Raw genomic sequence first — 23,243 nt, forward strand, 5'->3', positions numbered from 1 at the left:
TTGCCCTCATAAAACACAAATTGTGATCACTAAAAATGTGATTTTTTGAAAATTTCTGATTAGAAATTTGCTGAATAATGCTAGAAATATCAAACGCCTAGATTGGAGAGTATAGATGTCAGAAGGTTTAAAAACGATCAGCCCGGTGGATGGTAGCCTTTATGTGGAACGTGCCTATACGCCGCTTTCGACCGTTGACACTATGCTTGATGCAGCGCAATCCGCTCAGAGGGCGTGGCAGAAGAAGTCGATCGCCGAACGGGCGGCGCTGCTTGAGAAATGTGTCGATAATTTCATCTCCAAAAAGGACGTGATTGTTGAGGAACTGGCCTGGCAGATGGGCCGACCGGTTAAGTTTGGCGCAGGTGAGGTTGGCGGCTTTGAAGAACGCTCCCGCCATATGATCTCCATTGCAGAAGAAGCCTTGAAAGACATTAAGGTGCCGGAAAAATCCGGCTTTACCCGTTATATCAAGCGGGAACCGGTTGGCGTAGTCTTCACCATTGCGCCCTGGAACTTCCCTTATATGACGGCGGTGAACTCTATTGTGCCAGCGCTAATGGCGGGTAACGCCGTTATCCTGAAGCATGCAACGCAGACCCATCTCTGTGGGGAACGGATGGTCGAAGCCTTTGTTGAGGCGGGGCTGCCGAAGGACCTTTTCCAGATTGTCGTTGCCAGTCATCAAATGGCGGCATCCATCATCCAGTCCGATAAGGTGAATTATGTCTGCTTTACAGGCTCTGTTCCGGCGGGCAAGGCCATTGAAGAAGCTGCTGTTGGCCACTTCCTTGGCGTGGGGCTGGAGCTGGGCGGTAAGGATCCGGCCTATGTGCGGCGCGATGCGGATGTTGCCTATGCAGCAGAAAATCTCGTTGATGGCGCGATGTTCAATTCTGGTCAGTCCTGCTGCGGGATAGAGCGGATTTATGTGCACGCCGATGTCTATGATGAATTCGTCGCAAATTTCGTTGAGGTGGTGAAGGGCTACAAGCTTGGCTCTCCCATTGATCCGGAAACGACACTGGGCCCGCTTGTCAATGCGAAGGCCGCGGATTTTGTACGTGGACAGATCGCGGATGCGGTGAAGGCCGGGGCTAAATCCTTGATTGACCCTGCGCTCTTCCCTGAAGATAAGCCAGGCACAGCATATATGGCTCCGGATGTGATCGTTGATACCGATCACGGTATGCGGATCATGACCGAGGAAAGCTTTGGCCCTGTGGTCGGTATCATGAAGGTCGCTTCTGATGAGGAGGCAGTCAGCCTGATGAATGACAGCGAGTTTGGCCTGACCGCGTCCGTCTGGACCAACGACGAAGCAGCCGCCATCCGTATTGGCGATCAGATCAATACAGGTACCTGGTTCATGAATCGCTGCGACTATCTCGACCCGGCTCTTGCCTGGACGGGCGTCAAGAATTCCGGTCGTGGCTGTACTTTATCATCGGTGGGTTATGAAAGCCTGACCCGGCCGAAATCCTATCATTTACGAACCAAAATTTAAGGGAACACATATGCCAACAGACGCAAGCGCTCTGAATGGGAACTGGAACTATCCGACAGCTATGCGCTTCGGTGTGGGCCGACTACAGGAGTTGGGTGAGACCTGCAAGGAAGTGGGCATGAAAAACCCACTTCTGGTGACTGATCCGGGCCTTGCGGCATTACCGATGATCGCCGAGGCGATGGAGAGTTGCAAAAAGGCTGGCGTTGGCTGCGGTCTTTTTAGTGATATCAAGGCAAATCCGGTGGGCAAAAATGTTGATGACGGCGTTGCGGTCTATAAAGCCGGCGGCCATGATGGCGTAATAGCCTTTGGCGGTGGGTCCGGTATTGATGCGGCCAAGGCGGTCGCGGTGATGGCGCAGCAGACGGAGACTGTGTTCGGCTATCTCGACGGCGGCCACGATTGGGAAGATATTCCGGCAACCGAAATACCACCGATTATTGCTATCCCGACAACCTCAGGCACCGGGTCCGAAGTCGGTCGCGCGTCTATTATCACAGATGAAGAAAACCATGTGAAGCGGATTGTCTTCAATCCGAAGATGATGCCGTCGGTTGTCATTGGCGATCCGGCTTTGACTGTTGGGTTGCCCAAGATGATTACCGCTGCGACGGGGATGGATGCCCTGTCGCATAATCTGGAAGCTTTTTGCTCTCCGCATTATCATCCGATGGCGGAAGGCATCGCCATTGAGGGAATTCGCCTGGTGAAGGAATTTCTGCCAACGGCGACATTTGAAGGCAGTAACCTCGTCGCCCGTAGCCAGATGATGATGGCGTCGTCTATGGGGGCGACGGCGTTTCAGCGCGGCCTCGGTGGAATGCATGCACTCGCACATCCGTTGGGGGCGCTATATGATGCGCATCACGGCATGCTGAACGCGATTCTGATGCCCTATGTGTTGATCCGCAACCGGGACGTCATTGCAGACAGATTGGCGCGGCTTTCCGCATATCTCGGTTTGGCCAACCCGTCTTATGATTCATTTCTAGCCTGGGTGCTGGCAATACGGAAGGAACTGGATATCCCGAACGATCTTTCCGCGCTCAGTATCGATACAAAACAATCTGATCTTGTTGGACGCATGGCGGTAGAGGACCCATCCTCGGGGGGCAACCCTATTTCTCTTTCCCCTGATGAGTATAGTCGCCTGTTTGAGAAGGCTGTGACTGGCGATTTATCGGCCTAGTTGCCAGAAATAGAAAAGTTATGTGGAGATTTTGCAGGAAAATGTTGATTTTCTTGGGAGTTTGCGCGCAACCTAGGCTGTCGTAAGATATAACAATAAATCCGATTTAAATGACCGGACAATAGGGCAGACGTTTTGGACGGAACTGTAGTTCTCATCAATCTATTGGGCGGAGTTGCCCTTCTCTTGTGGGGCCTGCGCATGGTCAGCACGGGAGTCATGCGCGCCTTTGGGCGTGAACTCGGCCTGTTCCTTAAATTCTGTCTCAAAAACCGTATCCGGGCTTTCTTTGGTGGCTTGACCGTAACAATGATGTTGCAAAGCAGCACCGCGACGGCCCTTTTAACAGCGTCCTTCGCAGGCCGCGGTTTGCTTCCCGCGACTGCTGCTATTGCCATTATTCTTGGTGCGGATGTGGGGACGACCCTCGTTGCCCAGTTGCTCAGCCTCGATCTCTCTTTCCTTGCGCCGGTATTTTTGTTTGCCGGGTTTGTCCGGCATGCCACGGCGAATGCGACGCGGGCCAAAAATCTCGGACGGATCATGTTGGGCCTTGGGATTATGCTCACAGCCCTGAAATTGCTGTCCCTTGCATCGGAACCGATCCGCGATTCTTCCGTCTCGCAGTTCGTTCTGAGTTCTCTGTCGGGTGAGCCGGTGCTGGTCGTGCTGATTGCGGCGATTATCACCCTGATCGCCCATTCCTCTCTGGCGACGGTTCTTTTCGCGCTGTCATTATCACTGAGCGGTCATTTCCCGATAGATGTTGCCTATGCCATTGTCCTCGGGGCAAACCTTGGCGGGGCCGTGCCGCCGATTATGGCGACGCTAAAGGCAGAGAGGGCGGCGCGACGGGCTCCGCTTGCCAACCTTATCTGCCGATTGGTCATTGTTATTGCGATTATTCCGTTTATTGGATTGATCGAACCACAACTTGCCGCGTTCGAGGCTGACGCCGGACGTCAAATCGTCAATTTCCACACCCTGATTAACCTAACATGCGCCCTGCTTTTCTTACCATTTGTCGGACCGCTTGGCCGCTTGACAGAGCGATTGCTTCCCGACGAGGTCGAGGAGGATACCAACACGCCTCAGCCGCAATATCTCGACAAGGCCGCACTTGAAAGCCCGCAGCTTGCTATGGCAAATGCAGTAAGAGAGACATTGCGCATGGGGGACGTGCTGGAAAAAATGTGCCGCTCTCTTCGCCAGACTTTTGGCGGAAAAGAGGCGCATTTATTCAGACAAATCCGTGACGATAACAATGTGATCAAGGAATTTGACGGCGCGATCAAGGCGTATCTCACTCAGCTGGGCCGGGAATCGCTCGATGAGCAGGATGAAAAACGTTGCACCGAGATTTTGAATTTTACGACAGCCATTGACCATATTAGCAATATTGTGGTGATGAATATGCTCGAGCTGGTGGAGACGGTCCATAAAAACCAGACCGCCCTCTCAGATGAGGATTTGCGCGATGAGGTGCGTCTGCTGGATATGGTATTGGGTAACCTCCGCATGTCTTTCAGCGTGCTAATGACGGAAAATGCGGTTACCGCGAATAACCTGATTCAGCATAAACAGACTTTTCGGATGGCGGAGCGGCGGGCGGTGGATGAACATCTTCGTCGCCTTCGAAACGATCAAATGCTCGATCAGGAAGCCAGTGCCATTCACCTGAGTCTGCTCGGTGATATGCGGCGTATCAACTCACTTCTGTCGTCAATCGCCTACCTGGTCGTGGGGCAGAAAGAACAATAGTCCGGTTTAGCTTTTCAACAGGCCAAGCATCCGGTCAGGAAAGTCTGTGATTACTGCATCGGCGCCCCAGCCGAGAAACTTTTTCGCCTCCTCTGGATCGTTAACCGTATAGACAAGCACACGATATCCGGCGCTCCTGATGGCATTGATGTGATCCTCCGTCACATAATGCCGTTCACAATGAAGGGAGGCGCAGTCATACTCTTTCATTCGCTTTTCCCAATCCGGAGGAATAGCGGAGGTGAGATAACCAAGCGGAACTTCTGGGAGGTGCTTTCGCACCTCGATCAGGCATTCCACGGCGAAAGAAGAGATCAGAAGCGGTAGGTCCTCCGGCCAGTAATCAAGTAGTTCTTTAGCGACCTGTACCGCTGTCGGGATTTGCCAGCCAACTGTGGGTTTGATCTCTAGATTGAGGCCAAGGCCGAGTTCCTGCAATATGTCTGTTGCCTCTCTCAGGGTCGGGATGTGTTCTCCTGTGAACTCCGGTGAGAACCAGCTACCCGCATCGAGGGCGCGGACCTCTTCCAGAGATTTAAGCAAGATTGGCCCGCTGCCGTTTGTACAGCGGCGGACGTCGGCATCATGCTGGATAATGGCCGAGTTGTCCTGCGTGAGCGTTACATCAATTTCAACGAAGGAAGTACTGAGCTCTGCTGCTTTCCGAAGAGAGGCTAGTGTATTTTCGGGCGCGTGCCCACTGGCTCCACGGTGGCCGACGACTTTTGGCATCTTTTGAAACAGTTTTTCTGCGCTTATCATCTCTATTCCTTTAACGACCAGTCGATTGGCGTCTGACCGCACTGGCGAAGATACTCATTGGCCTTTGAAAAATGTCCGTTACCGATAAAGCCCCTATGCGCCGACAGCGGGGATGGGTGTGAGCTCTGTAGAACCAAATGTCTCTGCCGGTCAATAAAGCTGCCCTTTTTCTGCGCATAACTGCCCCAAAGAAGAAAGACGAGATGTTCGCGTTTCTCATTGAGGGCAGCAATGGCGGCATCGGTGAATTGTTCCCAACCCTTGCCCTGATGTGCGCCGGCCTTCGCCTGCTCCACGGTGAGGACGGCATTCAAGAGCAATACTCCCTGATCGGCCCAATGCTCCAGATTGCCTTGCGTCGGAGAGGGAAGGCCAAGGTCCCGGTTCAATTCCTTATAGATATTGCGAAGAGACGGCGGGATCTGCACACCGGATGGAACGGAGAAGCTGAGGCCATGTGCCTGACCGGGGCCGTGGTAGGGATCCTGCCCCAATATTACAAGTTTTACCTGATCGAAGGGCGTGTGGTTGAAGGCTGCAAATATACTGTCGCCTGGTGGAAAAATAACTTTTCCGGCTGCCTTTTCCGCCACCAGAAATTCCCGCAAATTCCGCATGTAGGGTTTGTTGAATTCTGGGCCTAACTGCTCGAGCCAGCTTTTTTCCAGCTTTATGTCGCTCAAACCCGCCCCTCTATTTGTTGTGAAAGATCCGGAACCGGATCTCTGATTACAATTCTCATTGTTTTATTATGAATCCGGATTATTGCAAAATAATTATGGTCGAATTTTCCCTCTTTCTCCATGATCTAGCGCGATTTTCTGCCTTTGCCTTGCGTCAGTTTTTCGAGGGGTGTGGCGAGAAGTCCCTTAGGTAGAAGGACGACGCTGATCATAAAGGCGACCCCGAGAATCAGGATCCAGTAATCCCCGAAGATTTCCGAAAGCCAGCTTTCTGCAGTGCGGGTAAGGATTGCGCCAAGAAACGCTGCGAGCAGCATCTCCTTGCCTCCGATCGCTACCCAGATCAACGCCTCCGTCGAGAGGGTGAAGCCGATGAGGGTAGGGGACGCAAACCCATCCAATGTGACAAAGATGGCCCCCGCAAGTCCGGCAATCGCCGCACCCAGCGCGAAAACAGAGAGCCGAATTATGAGTATATTATAGCCAAGCGACGCCAGCCGGTCCGGGTGCGTGCGATTTGCTGTCAGTTTCAGGCCATAGGCGGAACTCAGCAGCCAGTTGACAAGGAAATAGACGAGGGCAACAACGGCAAGAACGGCGTAGAATGTCGGCATTCGATCCCAAAGCTCAAAACTGGCGCCAAGAAATGTGAGCTTGATCGGTGGGACGTTGAGCAGGCCGTTGTAGCCGCCAAGCGCGTACCAGTTATTCATCAACCGTTCCAGCACCAGTGCCATGGCGAGGGTGATGATAGCAAGGTAAGCGCCGCTGATCCCTCGGCCCGCGAAAAGGAAATAGCCAAGCGCAAGGGCGAAGAGGGCAGAGCCCGCCATGGCGGCAATAAGGCCGAGATAGCTGCTGGTCAGTTCCGGTGCGATCATGCCCTTGGTCAGGATAGCCATGATATAGCCGCCAATCCCGAAGAACATCGCCTGCCCGAAGCAGAGAATACCGCCATATCCCCAGACAAGCGAGAGAGACATGGCGAGCAGGCCATAGACGAGATATGTGGTGAGCTGTCCCGTCCAATAGCCGCCGATGAGGATTGGCGCGGCGGCGAGGATGGCGAAAACCAGAAGAGCTAGAAAGTTATTTCGCACGGCGCCCTCCCATTAGACCTTCGGGCTTGAGCCGGATGATGAGGATGGCGATGATATAAACCGTAATCATTGCGGCAACCGGTGATATCCATACAGCAAGAAGATTGTTGACGCCGCCGACAACGGCCCCGCCGACCAACACCCCGGCGAGTGGTCCGGCTCCGCCGACAAGGATGGAGAGAAAACCCGGCACTAGATAACCCAAACCCATTTGAGGGTCGACACTGATGATGGGGGCGACAAGGGCGCCGGCAAGCCCCGCGAGCGCAGTGCCGATCACGAAGCTCCAGCGGTACATTCTACGAGTATCGATACCGAGTGTCGCAGCGGTATCTGGACGCGCAATCACGGCGCGGGCCATCAGGCCGAAATTTGTGCGGGTAAAAAGCCAGAATGTGCCGCCGATAAGAAGGACGGATGTTGCCATCAGGATCAGGCGATAAAGCGGGTAGCTGAATATGCCGAGTTCAAGACTGCCATCGATGGGCAGAGGGACACTATGGGATTCCGGTCCGAATGTGAGTACGACAAGCTGCTTCAAGGCGATGGATAGGCCCCAGGTCGCTAAAATAGTATCGAGGGGCCTGAGATAGATATGGCGTATCAAAGCAGTCTCGATCAGAAGGCCGAGGAATCCAACAACTATGGGCGCGAGAATGACTCCGGCGAGAAAAGGGAGCCCTACACTTTGGGCCGCCACCATCACATAGGCGCCGATCATAAACAGCTCCCCATGGGCCATATTGATCACACCCATCATGCCAAACACGATCATTAACCCAAGCGCGACAAGCACCAGAATTAGGATATAGGAACTGACGTCGAGGATTATGGGAATAAATTCACTCATAAAGTAAAATCCTAAACCGACAGATAACGATGCAACAGGCTGTCATCATCGCGCATTGCGTTAATATCACAGCGCTCCTGTATTGCGCCGTTTTCCATGAACAGCACCTCATCGGCGAGGGTGCGCACCATATCGACATTCTGTTCCACGATCAGAATACTGAGGCCTGTCTCATGCGCGATGCGTTTCAGCTGAACGCCGATTTCATGGACAATGCTGGGCTGTATCCCTTCCGTCGGTTCATCGAGGAGCAGCATCTTCGGCCCGCCAATTAGAGACCGGGCAATGGCGAGGATTTGCTGTTGCCCGCCCGAGAATGTTCCCGCGCGTTGCTCAGCCCGTTCTTTCAGGATCGGAAACCAGTCATATATCTGTTGAAGCGTCAGAACATTCCCGCCTTCATGGCCGAGAAGGCTAAGGTGTAGATTTTCCGTAACGGTGAAATCGGCGAAAATTTCGCGGCCTTGCGGCACATAGCCCATACCGTTCCGGGAAATCTGATGGGTGGGTTGCTTTTCTATGGCCGTGCCATCAAACATGATGCGGCCCGATTTTGCCCGGATTAGTCCCATGATGGTTTTCACTAGCGTTGTTTTTCCCATGCCGTTGCGGCCCATCAGGGCGGTCACCTTGCCGGTGTCAATCTGGCAGGAAAAATCACGAAGCACCATCGCGTCGCCATAACCTGAAGAAAGGTTGTGTATCTCAAGCATCGGTCATCGCCTCCGACTGGCCAAAATAGAGGGCCTTCACCTCCGAGTCATTGCGAATAACTTTGAAATTCCCTGATTTCAGAATTTGTCCCTTCGACATGACATGAAGCGGGCAGGCGAGATGCTCAATAAAGCCCATGTCATGCTCAATCACCAATACCGTTATGGACCGTTCTCGGTTGATGCGGGTGATCAGTTCCGCAGTCGCATAGGTTTCTGCTGCTGTCATGCCGGCGGTCGGCTCATCAAGCAAAATGAGGGACGGGGCCTGGGCCAGCAACAATCCAATTTCAAGCCATTGTTTCTGACCATGGGCGAGTTCTCCCGCTAGCATATGAGCCTCATTACTCAGATTTATCTGCTCAAGAATGTTATCAATGGCCGCTCTCTGTTCGTTCTTTCTGGCGGCAATAATCAAGTTTTCCCGAAGCGACAATTCTTCAAATATGGCGGGGACTTGAAACTTACGGCCGATGCCAAGGCGGGCAATTTTATGCGGTGGCCAGCCTGTGATATTCTGACCCTTGAATTGGATTTTGCCGGCATCGGGCCTCATTAATCCGGTGATCAGGTTGAATAGCGTGGATTTCCCGCAGCCGTTCGGCCCGACGAGGGCATTCAGGCTCCCTTCCGCTAAAGTAAGCGTAAAATCATCGACGGCACGAAGTCCGCCAAAACACTTGCTTAGTGATTTCAATTCAAGGATAGACATGCATGTTTCGCCGATTCAGGTTATTTCATATGCATACTTACAAATAAGGAACGTGCACATACAAAGTTTAATATGTGTACGTTTGAATTTTTTGCTTTTTATTCTCAAAACCGGGCAAAATGCCGATATTTATCGGTAATTATTTGATTCTTTTACGGTAACTGGCATAACCATGCACAATTCAATTTAACAAACAACTGTTTTGTTAAGCCGGAACCCCGGTATTTTAACGATTACGAGGATAAAGCGATGATCGAGATTTCCAGAAGAAAATTCATGGGCGCGATGGGCGCGACAGCAATGGCTTCCACGATCGGCATGCCCGCCATTGCCGCCGGGAAGTCCATTAAAATAGGCGCGGTGCAGCCTTTCTCCGGCGGTCTGGAACTCTTCGGTAATCAGGCGAAAATGGGTCTCGATCTGGCGGTTGCGGAAATCAACGCGGGCGGTGGTATTATGGGCCATCAGGTTGAAATGCTCTATGAAGATGGCAAGACGGACCCCAAAACCTCGGTTGAGAAAGCGAGAAAGCTGATCGAACGGGATGAGGTCATGGCCATCTCGGGTCCGATCACATCGGCCGGTCGTGATGCGATGGCGGCGACGATGGAACGGGGCCGGACACCTCTTCTTTATGCGACCAACTATGAAGGTGGTATCTGCAATCGCTATCTTTTTTCCTTTAACACCGTGCCGAACCATGATACGGCACCGCTCATCCCGTATCTGAAAGAAGAGGGACTTGGGGACAGCTATTATATGTTCGGCGCAGACTATGTCTGGCCACGGAACATGTTCAAAACGGCAAAAGGAATTATCGGCGATATTGGCGGGACAACCGTCGGCGAAGAATATACCCCCTTTGGCGTCAAGGATTTTTCTTCCATCATTCGCAAGATTGCGGATTCGGGTGCGAAAATCCTCCTCTTCGCGCTGCCGGGTGCCGATGGCATCACCTTCATTAAGCAGGCGGAGGAATTCGGCCTTACCAAGAAAATGACGATTGCCTTTCTTGGCTTCGCGGAAACCTATCTCGGCGCCTTCGGTGAGGGCAAGGGCGAGGGGATGTATGCGGGCGTTCCGTTCGTAGCCCGCTCACCAGAGCCGGGCGTGCAGGACTTTGTCGCCAAAATTCGCAAAGCAAACGGAGATGATGCCGTTGTCTCCTTCTATGTGATGACGCATTATAATTCCCTGATTGCGCTGAAAGGCGGGTTGGAGAAGGCCGGCAAGATCGACAAGGAAGCCATGATTGATGGCATGGCAGGGTTGTCATTTGAAATCCCGACGGGTCCTGCGCGGATTACCGAGAACGATCATCATGTCGCGATGAATATGTATATCGCCCGGACGAGCAACGGCACCTTGAATATCGCGAAAAAACTTGGTGTGATCGAGCCCGCCCCACAGTGCGGATAAGGTAAGGAGAGACCATGACTACCCGTGACCTCACAAATGAACTGGCGGCGACCATGCCGCTCGGCTTTTCCGAATTCGACCCCGCCGCCGAGGGGCGGAAGGTCGGCCTCGTGATCGTCGATGAGGTTAATGGGTTCGCGACCGTCGGCGCCGGGGCACTTGCGCCGCCGGCACCGAATGAGCAGGTCTCAACAATGGTATCGGAAACGGTCCGCCTCGCCCGGCATTTCACGGCGCAGGGCTGGCCGATCCTCGCGTTCCTCGACACCCATACTCCGGGCAAGCCCGAACCTCCCTATCCGCCGCATTGTGAGGCAGGTACGGGGGAAGAGGAATTGGTGCCGGAACTGAAATGGCTGGAAGAGGATGCCAACACCACGCTTGTTAAAAAGGATTGCATCAACGGGTTTATCGGGGCAACCCGAAAAGACGGTAGTAATGCGGTGGCCGACTGGGTGACAGAAAACGGGATTACGGATCTTCTCGTCGTCGGGATCTGCACTGATATCTGCGTGATGGATTTTGTGCTCACCAGTTTGAGTGCACGTAACCATGACATGATGCCGGGCCTCAAGGATATCCATGTCTATGACAAGGGCTGCTCGACCTATGATCTGCCGCGTGGCGTGGCCGAGGAGATCGGCTACGGCGCGACGGCGGCCCATCCACAGGATGTGACCCATTATATGGGCCTTTATTTCATGGCAAGTCGCGGTGCACAGCTTGTCAACAAGGTGGCACTTCCGACATAATGATCTTGCCCGTTAAATAATAACAAGGGAGCGATCATGACAATCACGGCAAACGGAATAGAATTTGAAACCAGCATTGAGGGACCGGAGGGCGCGCCTGTCGTCACGATGAGTCATTCGCTTTGCTGCGACCTGACCGCCTGGGAAGAACTGGCAGAGGATCTAAAAAAAGATCACCGCGTGCTCCGTTATTCTTTGCGCGGGCATGGCAAAAGCGCCCCCGTTGAAGGACCCTATGATTTTAAAATGTTGGCGGATGACGTGGCGGCGATACAGGATGCTTATGGAGTGACGGAAAGTCATTTCGTTGGTCTTTCCATCGGCGGCATGATCGCGCAAGAATTTGCGCTTCGCTACCCAGAACGGACGACAAGCCTTGTGATTTCAAGCTCTCTCTGTGCGCTACCGGACGGCGCCGCGGCGCTTTGGCCGGAACGTATTCGCCTCGCCTCAGAAGAAGGGCTGGAAGCGACAGTCGAGCCGACTATGTCCCGCTGGTTCGTGGAAGGATCGCTCGATGACCGGCCGGAACTGGGCGAACGTGTACGTAAAATGATCGTCGATACCTCCATTAATGGCTATGTCGGCTGCTGCCACGCCATCGCGGGAATTGATCTCAGGGATCGCATTCCGGCGATCAAGAAAAAGACTCTTGTCATCGTTGGGCGGGAGGATATGGGCACACCGCTCAGCTCATCAGAGTTGATTCACCGGCAGATCGAAGGATCAAATCTGGTGGTGATCGACAATGCCGCGCACCAACTCGCCATCGACAAGCCCGAAGAGTTCAACCGGAATGTTCGGGCGCATCTCGCTTCTGTTTAGCTTTGCTTCAGGATAGAGACATGATGGCGGATATGATCCTCCATAAATGTCTGGATGAAGTAGTAGCTGTGATCATAACCGTCATGCAGGCGGCAGGTAAGGGGTTGTCCCGCCTCCTTGCAGGCGGCCTCGAATATTTCCGGTTTTAGCTGCTCTTCCAGAAATTGATCGGCCTTCCCCTGATCGATCAGGATATGAGTTGTACGGTGGCCATTTTTCACAAGTTCCGCCGCGTCATACTCGATCCAGCTCGCCTTGTCCGATCCTAGATATCCGGTAAAGGCTTTTTGGCCCCAAGGACATTGCATCGGCGACGAAATCGGTGCGAAGGCAGAGACGGATTTATAGATGTCCGGATTTTTAAGCGCGATGGTGAGTGCGCCATGCCCACCCATCGAATGGCCGAAAATGCCGGTCAGGTCGATATCGGCGTTGAAATTTTCGTTGATCAGGAGGCGTAGCTCGTCCCGGATATAGCTGTACATCCGATAGCTGTCGGCCCAGGGCTCCTTTACCGCATCAAGATAAAATCCGGCGCCGGTTCCAAAATCCCAGTCATCTTCTTCTCCGGGCAGACCCACGCCGCGGGGGCTGGTGTCCGGCATCACGAGCATAATGCCAAATTCCGATGCAAGTCGCTGTGCCCCCGCTTTTATGGTAGCAGTTTCCTCTGTGCAGGTAAGACCCGCGAGATAATAGAGGACAGGGACTTTCATCCCGCGCGCTTGCTGCGGCTGAAAAACGGCGAAGCGCATGTTTGTCCCCGTGACCGAGGACTCATGAGCGTAAAAGCCTTGCGTGCCGCCGAAGCAGGCCTGTTCTGAGAGAGTTTTCATAATACCGCTTTAAAAAGTAACGACGCTGCGGATGGATTTTCCTTCATGCATCAGGTCGAAGCCTTCGTTGATTTTCTCGACCGGCATGACATGGGTTATCAGGTCGTCGATATTGATCTTGCCGTCCATGTACCAGTCGACGATTTTCGGAACGTCCGTGCGGCCTTTCGCGCCGCCAAAGGCCGTGCCTTTCCAGACGCGACCGGTCACCAGTTGGAACGGACGGGTGGAGATTTCCTGACCCGCGCCCGCGACGCCGATGATGATGCTCTCGCCCCAGCCCTTATGGCAGCATTCAAGCGCCTGCCGCATGACATTGACATTACCGATGCACTCGAAGGAGTAATCCGCACCGCCCTTGGTCAGGTCGACAAGATAGGGAATAATATCCCCCTCGACCTCTTTGGGATTGACGAAATGAGTCATGCCGAATTTCTCGCCCAGCTCCTTGCGGGCCGGGTTGAGATCGACACCGACAATCATGTCCGCACCGGCAAGCCGCGCGCCCTGAATGACATTGAGGCCAATGCCACCAAGGCCGAAGACGACGACATTATCGCCGGGCTTTACCTTTGCCGTGTTGATGACCGCGCCGATCCCGGTGGTGACGCCGCAGCCGATGTAGCAGACCTTGTCAAACGGCGCATCTTCGCGGATTTTTGCGAGGGCTATTTCAGGCACGACCGTGTAGTTGGCAAAGGTCGAGCAGCCCATGTAATGAAAGACCTTCTCCCCGTTGATCTTGAAGCGGCTGGTTCCATCTGGCATCAGGCCTTGGCCTTGCGTCACGCGGATTGCCTGGCAGAGGTTGGTCTTGCCGCTGGTGCAATAGTCGCATTGGCGGCATTCGGGGGTATAGAGTGGAATGACATGATCACCCTTCTTGAGGGACGTGACGCCGGGCCCGACATCGACAACAACGCCCGCGCCCTCATGGCCGAGAATGGCGGGGAAAATGCCTTCCGGATCGTCGCCCGAGAGCGTAAACGCGTCTGTATGACAAAGGCCGCTCGCCTTGATCTCGACCAGAACCTCGCCCTCGCGCGGGCCATCGAGAGTAACAGTTTCGATCGTGAGAGGGGCTCCGGCTTTATGGGCGACCGCTGCTTTAACGTCCATTTGTCTTTTCCTTGCTGATGTGCTTGTTATTGCCCGGAGTTTGCAGATTTAGGGCTGACGAAGCAAGGCTTTTCCGGTTAAACTTTACGCTCCAATTTTGATCGGGAGACAGTAGATGAAAGTCGATGGAATGCCATTTCGCAGTATCTGGTTGAATGAAGATGGCTGGTCCGTTGATATTATCGACCAGACGCGATTACCTCATGAATTCAAGGTTGAACGGTTGACCACCCTAGATCAGGCTGCCCATGCGATCAAGGCGATGCTGGTGCGGGGTGCACCGCTTATCGGGGCGACAGCCGCCTACGGTGCCTGTCTTGGCTTGCGCGAAGATGCGAGCGATGCGGCACTCCAGAAAATAAGCGATGTCCTGATTGCGACGCGGCCGACGGCAGTCAATCTGCGATGGGCCATCCGGGAGATGCAGGACCTGCTCCTCCCGCTCCCTGAAATCGAGAGAGTCTCGGCTGCCTATGAGAAGGCGGCGCAAATCTGTGATGAGGATGTCGCCATCAACAGCGCCATCGGCGATCATGGTCTTGGCGTGATCGAGACAATCTGGGAGGAAAAGGGCAAGACAGGCGTTGTCAACATCCTCACCCATTGCAATGCGGGCTGGCTCGCGACCGTAGATTGGGGGACCGCGCTCTCGCCGATCTATAAGGCGCATAACAAGGGCATCCCCGTCCATGTCTGGGTGGACGAGACACGTCCGCGTAATCAGGGCGCGCATCTCACTTGCTGGGAGCTTGGCAAGCATGGGGTTGATCATACGCTTGTTGTCGATAATGTCGGCGGGCATCTGATGCAGCATGGGGAGGTGGATCTTTGTATCACCGGGACAGACCGGACGACGGCTGCGGGGGATGTTTGCAATAAGATCGGCACTTACCTGAAGGCACTCGCGGCGAAGGATAACAATGTGCCCTTTTATGTGGCGCTGCCGGGTCCAACCATCGACTGGGAAATTGATGACGGGGTGAAGGATATCCCGATTGAGATCCGCGACAGCCACGAGGTGGATTATATTCAGGGGAAGGATAGCGCCGGGCAGGTGAGCGAAGTGCGGATATTGCCAGAGGAGAGTTCGTCTGCCAACTATGCCTTTGATGTAACCCCGGCGCGGCTGGTGACGGGCTTGATTACCGAACGCGGCGTCGCGGAAGCTTCGAAAGAAGGCCTAGCGCGGCTTTACCGGCGTCTCTAATATAAGGTAAGTTGATCCTCGAGGTCTTCCTCGATAAAGCCATGAATCATATCGTCTAGGTTGTTGTCTTTTTCAAAGCCGAGGTATTCGGCGCGCGCCGAATGGGTTGCCCGGGGCCAACCGTCAACGATTTTTTGAATAGCGGGGTCGGGTTGCCAGAGTATCTTGCCGATTTTGCGGTTGCCCTTGTGTCGCTCCACCGTTGCCGCCATTTCCCCTGCGGTGATCGATATCCCGGGAAGAAGAAGGGAACGTGTCGCCCCGAAGGCGTCGGCGGGGAGGTCATGCGCATGGATAAGGGCGCCGATGATTTTTGTCGGTGACATGCAGGCCATCGGCGTTGTTTCGCTAACCGGGCAGATCGCATCCCGGCCACAAAGTGGCTCCCGGATCATGGAACTTGCCCATGTTGATGCCGCCTTGTTGGGAAGGCCGGTGCGTACGGAAATGGTCGGCAGGCGGAGTGACCGCCCGTCAATATAACCCTTGCGGCTATAGTCCTGCACCAGCAACTCTCCCATAACCTTTGCGGTTCCGTAGGAGGTTTGCGGCATCTGCGCCGTTTCATCGGCTACAACATCTGGGAGGTCTCCACCGTAAGTCGCAATGGAACTTGTAAATAGCAGTTTCGGTGCATGGGGAGTGGCGCGCGCGGCCTCCAGTACATGATAGGTGCCATTGAGATTAATGCGGAACCCGAGATCGAAATCTTCTTCTGCTTGCGCACTCACGACTGCGGCGAGATGGAAGATACTGGCGGTATTTTCGTCAATTAGCTTTTTAACCGTCTCGCTATCCGAAATATCGCCGGAGATATAACGAAGCCGGTCATCTTCAAGATCGATACCCGGCGCAATATCGAAAAGGACCAACTCCTTAATCTTCTTGGTCACGCCATCCGGGCCGGTTAGGCTTTCGCGTGCAAGCAAGGCTTTCGCGAGTCGCTTGCCGAGAAAGCCCGCACCGCCAGTGATAACAATCTTCATGAGGATTTCCTTTCCCGGATGCGCCATTCAAAGCACTCGTCGCCATAATCTTGCCGCTGCAGCACTTCGAGTACGAGATTGCGGTTATGCACGGCAAGGGCACCTTGCCAAAGCTGGTTCCAGCTTTCAAAGACGCTGGCGGGATGGGGACCAGTGCCGCGCATCAGGCGCCAGCCTTTCTGGCGAACGTGGAAGGCATCACCGTCCTTCATCATTTCCACTTCGTCATCATGACCATCAATCATCCCGGCGAGATAACGGGCGAAGGCTTCGATATTATCGCCGGTGATACCGAGTGTATCGGCGGTCTGGCGATAGAACTGTTTTCCGATCAGCTGCGCGGTGATGCCGCCGAAAGCATTAGCCTCTAGTGGGCCGTACATATCGCCAAGAACAATGAAGGCGTTTTTTACATACTCCATGGAATAATTACGGTTAGCTTTCTTCAATCTTTCTTCCGGCCAGGCGGAGGTATCCAAGGTTGGCGCGGCGGATGGATCGAAGGGGGCGCAATTTCTCCCGGGGCAAACTGCAACCGTTCCTCCGGCGCAAGGTCATGAGTGTGCACCTTGAAATATCCGGCCATACCGTATTGACCATCCATATCCTGCGATGTGCAGACGAAACCGAGGCGCGGATTTTTCAAGCTCACGCCATTCTGTGCGTACCAGCCTTTTAAGTATCCGTGGTTGACCTCAAGGGGGACGCCGCAGATCGCCGCGCCGTCATAGATCCAGCGGGGATGGCAGAAATGGACCCAGGCCTTGTCGTCGCTTTCATACATATACTCGACCGGAACGCCGCCAACTCCATTGGAAAGATAATGATACTGCGCGCATGCGACAGCATCGGGCAGGTCAGATAGTCCCAATTTCTCAAAACTTGAGAGAAATTTTTCATGATGTTGACGGCGAAAAACATGAAAACTGAGGTCGCCAGCCGCTGCATGGCTCTTGCGGAGTGCAAGGGTGAGGAGTAGCCCGGTGAAATAGGCATGATACAGGGAAGCGACGGCAGAATATCGGCCCTGTTTTGTGGAAGTGTCCAACATGAGTTTCATCCCGATTTAATTGTATTGTTATTGTTCTTGATGGGGAAAGTATACATCGACCGTTTCTTTTCGTCAGCCCTGCTTCTGCATTCGTTATGATACAAAATAATTTGAAAAAATATTCAAATTGTATCATAATAGAGCCATTCAAGCTTGGGAGTGGCAAATGGATGTGACGGAGCAAGACCCGGAAGAACTGGAAGCGGCCTTTCAGAAAAAGGTGGGGGCGGAAAAACGGATCGAGCCAAAAGACTGGATGCCGGAGAAATACCGCAAAACCCTGATCCGGCAGATGTCGCAACATGCCCATTCGGAAGTGGTTGGGATGCTGCCGGAAGGAAACTGGCTTACCCGCGCGCCGAGCCTGAAACGTAAAGCAATCCTGATGGCAAAAATCCAGGATGAGGGCGGGCACGGCCTTTATCTTTATAGTGCGACGGAAACCCTCGGTATTTCCCGTGATGAAATGTTCGAACAGCTCCATAGTGGCAAGGCAAAATATTCTTCAATTTTCAATTATCCGACACTCTCCTGGGCGGATATCGGCGCCATCGGCTGGCTGGTCGACGGGGCGGCGATCACCAACCAGATTGCGCTCTGCCGCTGTTCTTATGGACCGTATGCGCGGGCGATGATCCGCATCTGCAAGGAAGAGAGCTTCCATCAGCGTCAGGGCTACGACATTATGATGAACATGGCGCGGGGCACGGCGGAACAGCAGGCAATGGCACAGGATGCGTTGAACCGCTGGTGGTGGCCGACCCTGATGATGTTCGGCCCGAATGATGCGAATTCGGCGAATAGTGCCCAGTCTATGAAATGGAAAATCAAGCGTCAGTCAAATGATGATCTGCGGCAAAAGTTTGTCGATGCAACTGTCCCTCAGGCTGAGTTTCTGGGTCTGACTATTCCTGATGACAAACTCAAATGGAATGAGGCGCGGGGGCATTATGATTTTGGCGAAATTGACTGGGAAGAATTTAAATCCGTTGTCATGGGGAATGGCCTTTGCAATCGGGAGAGGTTGCAGGCGCGTGTCGATGCGCATGATGGTGGAAAATGGGTCCGCGATGCGGCACTAGCCTACGCCGAGAAGAAAAAGGCCGGTAAAGCGAAAGCCGCGTAAGGAGATTTAGGCATGAGTAATGAGATAAAAAACGAGCTTCCGCTTTATGAAGTTTTCATTCGCAGCAAGAACGGCCTTGATCATAAACATGTCGGCAGCCTGCATGCGTCGGACCCGGAAATGGCGCTTACCAATGCGCGGGATGTCTACACCCGCCGGAGTGAGGGGGTCAGTATCTGGGTGGTAAAATCGACGGATATTGTGGCTTCATCGCCGGAGGATCGCGGCAGTTTTTACGAGCCCGCCGAAGATAAGCTTTATCGGCATCCCACTTTTTTTGAGTTGCCCGACGAAGTCGGCCATATGTGAGGGGCGCAATGACCAATAATGATATGTTCTTTGACTATCTCTTGCGCCTTGGAGACAACAGCCTGATCCTCGGTCAGCGGCTTGCCGAGTGGTGCGGCCATGCGCCGATGCTGGAGGAAGACCTCGCGCTCACCAATATCGGTCTCGATCTGTTGGGGCAGGCGCGGATGTTCCTCTCCTACGCCGGGGAGGTGGAAGGAAAGGGGCGCGATGAAGATCGGCTCGCCTATTTCCGGGATACGAAAGACTGGCGCAATCTTCTGCTGCTAGAACAGCCCAATGGTGATTTTGCGGCGACCATGGCGCGGCAATTTTTTTTCGATTCTTTCCAATATCTGCAGTTCGAAAGGCTCTCCAAATCATCAGATGAGCGGCTCGCCGGGATTGCCGCCAAGTCTTTGAAGGAGACAACCTATCACCGCCGCCATAGCGCCGACTGGGTGATCCGTTTGGGCGATGGCACGGAGGAAAGCCATGAGAAGATGCAGAGCGCCATTGATGCGATCTGGGGTTATCTTCCTGAAATGTTCGATATGGACGCGGTGGATGAGGCGATGGTTGCGGACGGAATTGGCGTCGATGTCGCGGCGCTTCGGTCCCATTGGTATGAGTATATCAATGGCGTTCTTGCGGAGGCGACGCTTACGCGACCTGAAAATAGCTGGTCCGTCCGCGGGAGCCGGGAGGGCAAGCATTCTGAGCATCTGGGTTATATCCTTGCCGAGATGCAGTTCCTGCCGCGCGCCTATCCGGATGCCAAATGGTAGACCTTGCGGCACATGATTGCATCGAAGACATTCTGGCTCTCGTAAAGGATCCGGAAATTCCGGTTCTGAGTATTGCCGACCTCGGCATTATCCGCCGGATCGAGGAAGATGAGGACGGTCGGGTTGTCGTCGTGATCACGCCCACCTATTCGGGCTGCCCGGCGACGGAGGTGATCGAGGCGGATATCGCCGATATGCTGAAGCTCCATGGCATTACTGATTTCGAGGTCAGATCAGAAATCTCCCCGGCATTGGACGACAGACTGGATCACGGTGGAGGGACGCCGGAAACTGCAGGAATATGGCATCGCGCCCCCTGCGAACAAGGGGAAGGCAGCTCTTCTTGGCCATGAAGAAGTTATTTGTCCGCAGTGCAAGTCCGTGAACACGGAACGAGTAAGCGAGTTCGGCTCGACCGCTTGCAAGGCGCTTTATAAATGTCGGGACTGCCTCGAACCCTTCGATTATTTTAAATGTGTATAAGGCTCCTAGAATGACGATTTTCCATCCCCTCAAAATCAAGGACGTGGTGCGCGAGACGAAAGACGCCGTGTCCATCTCCTTCGATGTGCCGGACGAGTTGAAGGACGCCTATCGCTTCACGCAAGGCCAGCATCTGACGCTTAAAGAAGAGTTGGAGGGGGAGGAAGTGCGCCGTTCCTATTCAATTTGCAGCGCGGTGGGCGAGCCCGATTTGCGTATTGCCGTCAAGAAGATCGCGGGCGGAAAATTTTCCTGTCATGCTAACGAAAATTATAAGCCCGGCGCGGTGATTGAGGTGATGGAACCGCAAGGACGATTTTTCACGCCACTCGTACCGGAAAGCGCCAAACATTATCTTGCCATGGCAGCGGGTAGCGGTATTACGCCGATTATGTCGATTATTAAGACGATCCTGAGAACGGAACCAAAATCGCAGGTCACGCTCGTCTACGGCAATCGCTCAGTGGCCGGGATCATCTTTCTTGAGGCGCTTGAGGACCTGAAAAATATTTATCCCGACCGGTTTAATCTTATGCATATCCTCAGCCGGGAGCATCAGGACGTAGCGCTTTTTAACGGGCGCATCAATGTGGAAAAATGCAACGACCTGTTTGACAGCGTGATTGATGTGAAGACCTTGGATGAGGCGTTTCTCTGTGGGCCTGAGCAGATGATCCATGACGCGGAAGCCGCACTCGAGGCGCATGGTTTCGATAAGTCCCACATCCATTTTGAGCTTTTTATTACGGAGGCTGCGAAGAATGCGGGATCGGCATCACCAGTTCAGGATGAGATGGGCCCGAAACGGCAGGTTGCTGTTGTGCTGAATGGACGCCGCACCGATGTAGAGATGACAGAGGAGGGGAAGTCAATTCTTGATGCGGCGCTTATGCAGGGGCTTGATCTGCCATACGCCTGTAAGGGCGGCGTATGCTCCACCTGCCGCGCGAAAGTCGTGAGCGGAGATGTGCGGATGGATATCAATTATGCGCTTGAGGAGGATGAGGTTGCAGAAGGCTTCGTGCTTACCTGTCAGTCCCATCCGTTGAGCGATGACGTCGTCGTTGATTACGACGCGTGAAGATCAGTAATTCTTGACGCCCGGTACGCGGCATTCATACGTCGTGTAGACCTGCTCTATAATACAGGCGTTATTCACGCTCACCACCAGATTTCCTTTGCAATCGTTGAAGGAAATCCAGGCTTCAACATGATCAATGCGGCCCCCACCAGGGCCATTACCGTCATAGATGTTGATGATGTCCGCAGCCTTGATCCGCTCCGGTGCAATGGAAAGCTTGGCGATTTCATTTTCGATCTCTTTGTGGCAGCGGCCATTTGAAAGATCTGCGGCAGCTATGGGAACGACGGAGACAATGGCAAGACAGAAACTAACAAGCAAAAGGATTGAACGGCGCATCGGGACGACTCCGGAAAAGTATCTTTCCTTAGAACTATGTTGTCTACGCCGTGAAACAATGCCGCCGGAGTAAAATATTTGTGTATGCGTCAAAAGTCCGTCTTGACGCCGCCCTCGGCAATGCGCTTGTCGATAAATTCGTTCAATTCCTCCAGCCGGGCCGGATCATGAGGCGGCTCCTCATATTCTGCGAGGATGGATTTATAGATCGTATTGGCCCGCTTCATCGCATCAGGAGAGCCGGCCTCGACCCAGCTTTCAAAATTGCGCCAGTCTGAGAGGATCGGGGTGTAAAATGCCGTTTCATAGCGCTCCTGAGTATGCTGGGTCCCGAAGAAGTGACCGCCATGACCGGCTTCCCGCATTGCATCGAGGCCGAGAGAGTCAGGAGAGGTATCGATGGGCTTCATCATCTCGATCATCATCTGAATCATCTCCACATCCATGATGACTTTCTCGAAACTCGCGCTCAGGCCGCCCTCCAGCCAGCCCGTGGAATGCTTGACGAAATTTGCGCCGCCGAGAACCAGTGACCAGAGCGACATTTCCGATTCATAGGCCGCCTGTGCATCTGGCGCGTTTGAGGCGTTCACGTTGGACGACCGATAGGGAACGCCATATCGCCGGATAAGCTGTCCGCTGGCGATCGTCGCCTTGGCATATTCCGGTGTGCCGAAAGCGGGGGCGCCGGACTTCATGTCCACATTGGAGGTAAAACCGCCATAAACGACCGGGGCCCCCGGCCGGACGGTCTGGGCGAGGCTCATCCCGGCAAGGGCTTCCGCATTCTGTTGGGCAAGAGCGCCTGCGAGTGTAACAGGCGCCATTGCACCCGAGAGAGTGAAGGAGTCAGCATCACAACCTGCCCATGGGCCGCCATCTCAATAATTCCTTCCAGCATGGGGGAATCCAGCATCAGGGGGAGTTGGAATTAATGATGGTGAACAGGCTTGGCTGGGTCAGCATTTCCTCCCTGCTGATGCCGCGCATAATCCGCGCCATCTCGATTCCGTCGAGATTTCGGTCGCGCCCGAGGGAGTAGATATAAGGGACTTTTTCAGTCAGGGTGGCAAAATCCCGCCCGCATTCCAGATGCCGGATAGAGGCATGAATATCCACCGGCTCTACCGGATAGCCGCCGCTGGTCCCAAGGATATTCAGGCTCTGGGTCAGTTTAAGGAAATTTCGGAAATCCACCCGGTTACCAGTCCGCCGCCCGCCATCCATATCCATGGCGTTGGGCGTGCTCGCGACCATGGAGAAAACGAGATTCTGGCCGCCAATGGCGAGATCGCACTCGGGGTTGGGGGCATGCAGGGTGAATTCGGATGGCGCGTGAGACATTGCCTCCATGATGAACCCGCGATCAAAATAGACGATCTGGGTATCCTCATCGACTTTCTGTCCGGCTTTCTTCAGGATTTCCCGCGCCCTTGGCAGGCGGACCATGATGCCGATATTTTCAAGGATCTCCATGGAGGCGTTATGGATATCCTCGATCTGGTCTTCGGACAGAAGCTCGATGGGCTTGAACGTGTTGACGACTTTCTGGCGGGGGAGCTGGGTGAAACTTGCCTTGACCCGGTGGCCGCGCCGGGAGCGCCGACCGGGAGAGCGTTCATTTCCTGCCGTCATAACTATCTCCTCTTAATAGAGCGGGAAA

Annotated in this window: 23 protein-coding genes and 2 pseudogenes; 12 read left to right on the forward strand and 13 right to left on the reverse strand. The window is 53.9% G+C overall.

What is annotated here, in order from left to right:
• Positions 1–115: 115 nt before the first annotated feature.
• The 3 genes from AC0L73_RS18000 to AC0L73_RS18010 all read left to right on the forward strand — a co-directional run bounded on the left by AC0L73_RS18000 (position 116) and on the right by AC0L73_RS18010 (position 4,460).
• Positions 116–1,507, forward strand: a complete 1,392-nt coding sequence (locus AC0L73_RS18000) for an aldehyde dehydrogenase family protein (RefSeq protein WP_473654477.1) — start codon at positions 116–118, stop codon at positions 1,505–1,507.
• Positions 1,508–1,517: 10 nt separating this feature from the next.
• On the forward strand, positions 1,518–2,699 hold the full coding sequence (locus AC0L73_RS18005) for an iron-containing alcohol dehydrogenase (protein ID WP_473654478.1): 1,182 nt from the start codon (positions 1,518–1,520) through the stop codon (positions 2,697–2,699).
• Between the two features lie 135 nt (positions 2,700–2,834).
• A complete protein-coding gene (locus AC0L73_RS18010) occupies positions 2,835–4,460 on the forward strand; it encodes a Na/Pi cotransporter family protein (RefSeq protein ID WP_473654479.1) in 1,626 nt (541 codons plus the stop codon).
• Between the two features lie 6 nt (positions 4,461–4,466).
• On the opposite strand, the gene AC0L73_RS18015 is transcribed toward AC0L73_RS18010, so the two are convergent.
• The 6 genes from AC0L73_RS18015 to AC0L73_RS18040 form a co-directional block, all read right to left on the reverse strand.
• Positions 4,467–5,222, reverse strand: coding sequence for a glycerophosphoryl diester phosphodiesterase (locus tag AC0L73_RS18015; RefSeq protein WP_227951815.1), 756 nt, complete (start codon positions 5,220–5,222; stop codon positions 4,467–4,469).
• 2 nt (positions 5,223–5,224) lie between these two features.
• Entirely contained in the window at positions 5,225–5,905 is a 681-nt protein-coding gene (gene ung, locus AC0L73_RS18020) for a uracil-DNA glycosylase (RefSeq protein ID WP_227951816.1), read from the reverse strand.
• Between the two features lie 125 nt (positions 5,906–6,030).
• Positions 6,031–7,005, reverse strand: coding sequence for a branched-chain amino acid ABC transporter permease (locus AC0L73_RS18025; protein ID WP_473654480.1), 975 nt, complete (start codon positions 7,003–7,005; stop codon positions 6,031–6,033).
• Positions 6,995–7,855 (reverse strand): branched-chain amino acid ABC transporter permease, encoded by an 861-nt coding sequence (locus AC0L73_RS18030; RefSeq protein ID WP_473654481.1) that lies wholly within the window; start codon positions 7,853–7,855, stop codon positions 6,995–6,997. Before AC0L73_RS18030 ends, AC0L73_RS18025 begins: the two co-directional genes overlap by 11 nt.
• 11 nt (positions 7,856–7,866) lie before the next feature.
• Positions 7,867–8,568: an ABC transporter ATP-binding protein gene (locus tag AC0L73_RS18035; RefSeq protein WP_473654482.1), complete on the reverse strand. Its 702-nt coding sequence runs from the start codon at positions 8,566–8,568 to the stop codon at positions 7,867–7,869.
• Positions 8,561–9,280: an ATP-binding cassette domain-containing protein gene (locus AC0L73_RS18040; RefSeq protein WP_473654483.1), complete on the reverse strand. Its 720-nt coding sequence runs from the start codon at positions 9,278–9,280 to the stop codon at positions 8,561–8,563. The genes AC0L73_RS18035 and AC0L73_RS18040 overlap by 8 nt, the downstream gene beginning before the upstream one ends.
• A gap of 249 nt (positions 9,281–9,529) precedes the next feature.
• Between AC0L73_RS18040 and AC0L73_RS18045 the strand changes: the two genes are divergently transcribed.
• The 3 genes from AC0L73_RS18045 to AC0L73_RS18055 are packed head-to-tail and all read left to right on the forward strand — an operon-like array spanning position 9,530 to position 12,276.
• Positions 9,530–10,699: a substrate-binding protein gene (locus AC0L73_RS18045; protein ID WP_473654484.1), complete on the forward strand. Its 1,170-nt coding sequence runs from the start codon at positions 9,530–9,532 to the stop codon at positions 10,697–10,699.
• 14 nt (positions 10,700–10,713) lie between these two features.
• Positions 10,714–11,451 (forward strand): isochorismatase family protein, encoded by a 738-nt coding sequence (locus AC0L73_RS18050; RefSeq protein ID WP_473654485.1) that lies wholly within the window; start codon positions 10,714–10,716, stop codon positions 11,449–11,451.
• Between the two features lie 36 nt (positions 11,452–11,487).
• A complete protein-coding gene (locus AC0L73_RS18055) occupies positions 11,488–12,276 on the forward strand; it encodes an alpha/beta fold hydrolase (RefSeq protein ID WP_473654486.1) in 789 nt (262 codons plus the stop codon).
• Here the strand turns inward: AC0L73_RS18055 and fghA are convergent.
• Positions 12,273–13,112, reverse strand: coding sequence for an S-formylglutathione hydrolase (fghA, locus tag AC0L73_RS18060; protein ID WP_473654487.1), 840 nt, complete (start codon positions 13,110–13,112; stop codon positions 12,273–12,275). The genes AC0L73_RS18055 and fghA overlap by 4 nt on opposite strands.
• A 9-nt stretch (positions 13,113–13,121) precedes the next feature.
• Positions 13,122–14,231 (reverse strand): S-(hydroxymethyl)glutathione dehydrogenase/class III alcohol dehydrogenase, encoded by a 1,110-nt coding sequence (locus AC0L73_RS18065; protein WP_473654488.1) that lies wholly within the window; start codon positions 14,229–14,231, stop codon positions 13,122–13,124.
• A gap of 115 nt (positions 14,232–14,346) precedes the next feature.
• On the opposite strand from AC0L73_RS18065, the gene mtnA reads away from it, so the two are divergent.
• Positions 14,347–15,438, forward strand: coding sequence for an S-methyl-5-thioribose-1-phosphate isomerase (gene mtnA, locus AC0L73_RS18070; RefSeq protein ID WP_227951826.1), 1,092 nt, complete (start codon positions 14,347–14,349; stop codon positions 15,436–15,438).
• Here the strand turns inward: mtnA and denD are convergent.
• From denD to AC0L73_RS18085, 3 genes are read right to left on the reverse strand one after another with little or no spacing between them, the layout of a single operon-like run.
• Positions 15,435–16,424 carry a D-erythronate dehydrogenase gene (denD, locus tag AC0L73_RS18075; RefSeq protein ID WP_473654489.1) on the reverse strand — a complete coding sequence of 330 codons (990 nt, stop codon included), beginning with the start codon at positions 16,422–16,424 and terminating at the stop codon, positions 15,435–15,437. The genes mtnA and denD overlap by 4 nt on opposite strands.
• Complete coding sequence (locus AC0L73_RS18080; RefSeq protein WP_473654490.1) at positions 16,421–16,873, reverse strand: hypothetical protein; 453 nt, start codon at positions 16,871–16,873, stop codon at positions 16,421–16,423. Before AC0L73_RS18080 ends, denD begins: the two co-directional genes overlap by 4 nt.
• Complete coding sequence (locus tag AC0L73_RS18085) at positions 16,870–17,475, reverse strand: hypothetical protein (protein WP_473654491.1); 606 nt, start codon at positions 17,473–17,475, stop codon at positions 16,870–16,872. Before AC0L73_RS18085 ends, AC0L73_RS18080 begins: the two co-directional genes overlap by 4 nt.
• Positions 17,476–17,641: 166 nt before the next feature.
• Between AC0L73_RS18085 and paaA the strand changes: the two genes are divergently transcribed.
• From paaA to paaE, 5 genes and pseudogenes are all read left to right on the forward strand, one after another.
• Entirely contained in the window at positions 17,642–18,601 is a 960-nt protein-coding gene (gene paaA / locus AC0L73_RS18090; protein ID WP_473654492.1) for a 1,2-phenylacetyl-CoA epoxidase subunit PaaA, read from the forward strand.
• A 24-nt stretch (positions 18,602–18,625) separates the two neighbouring features.
• A complete protein-coding gene (gene paaB, locus AC0L73_RS18095) occupies positions 18,626–18,910 on the forward strand; it encodes a 1,2-phenylacetyl-CoA epoxidase subunit PaaB (RefSeq protein ID WP_415776535.1) in 285 nt (94 codons plus the stop codon).
• A gap of 8 nt (positions 18,911–18,918) precedes the next feature.
• Entirely contained in the window at positions 18,919–19,677 is a 759-nt protein-coding gene (gene paaC / locus AC0L73_RS18100; RefSeq protein WP_473654493.1) for a 1,2-phenylacetyl-CoA epoxidase subunit PaaC, read from the forward strand.
• Positions 19,671–20,160, forward strand: a pseudogene (paaD, locus tag AC0L73_RS18105) (1,2-phenylacetyl-CoA epoxidase subunit PaaD). Before paaC ends, paaD begins: the two are co-directional and overlap by 7 nt.
• A 10-nt stretch (positions 20,161–20,170) precedes the next feature.
• Positions 20,171–21,241: a 1,2-phenylacetyl-CoA epoxidase subunit PaaE gene (gene paaE, locus AC0L73_RS18110; RefSeq protein ID WP_473654494.1), complete on the forward strand. Its 1,071-nt coding sequence runs from the start codon at positions 20,171–20,173 to the stop codon at positions 21,239–21,241.
• A 3-nt stretch (positions 21,242–21,244) separates the two neighbouring features.
• On the opposite strand, the gene AC0L73_RS18115 is transcribed toward paaE, so the two are convergent.
• On the reverse strand, positions 21,245–21,580 hold the full coding sequence (locus AC0L73_RS18115) for a hypothetical protein (RefSeq protein WP_473654495.1): 336 nt from the start codon (positions 21,578–21,580) through the stop codon (positions 21,245–21,247).
• Positions 21,581–21,669: 89 nt separating this feature from the next.
• Positions 21,670–23,215, reverse strand: a pseudogene (locus AC0L73_RS18120) (trimethylamine methyltransferase family protein).
• Positions 23,216–23,243: the final 28 nt, after the last annotated feature.

The organism is Sneathiella sp. D3-11 (assembly GCF_055809395.1).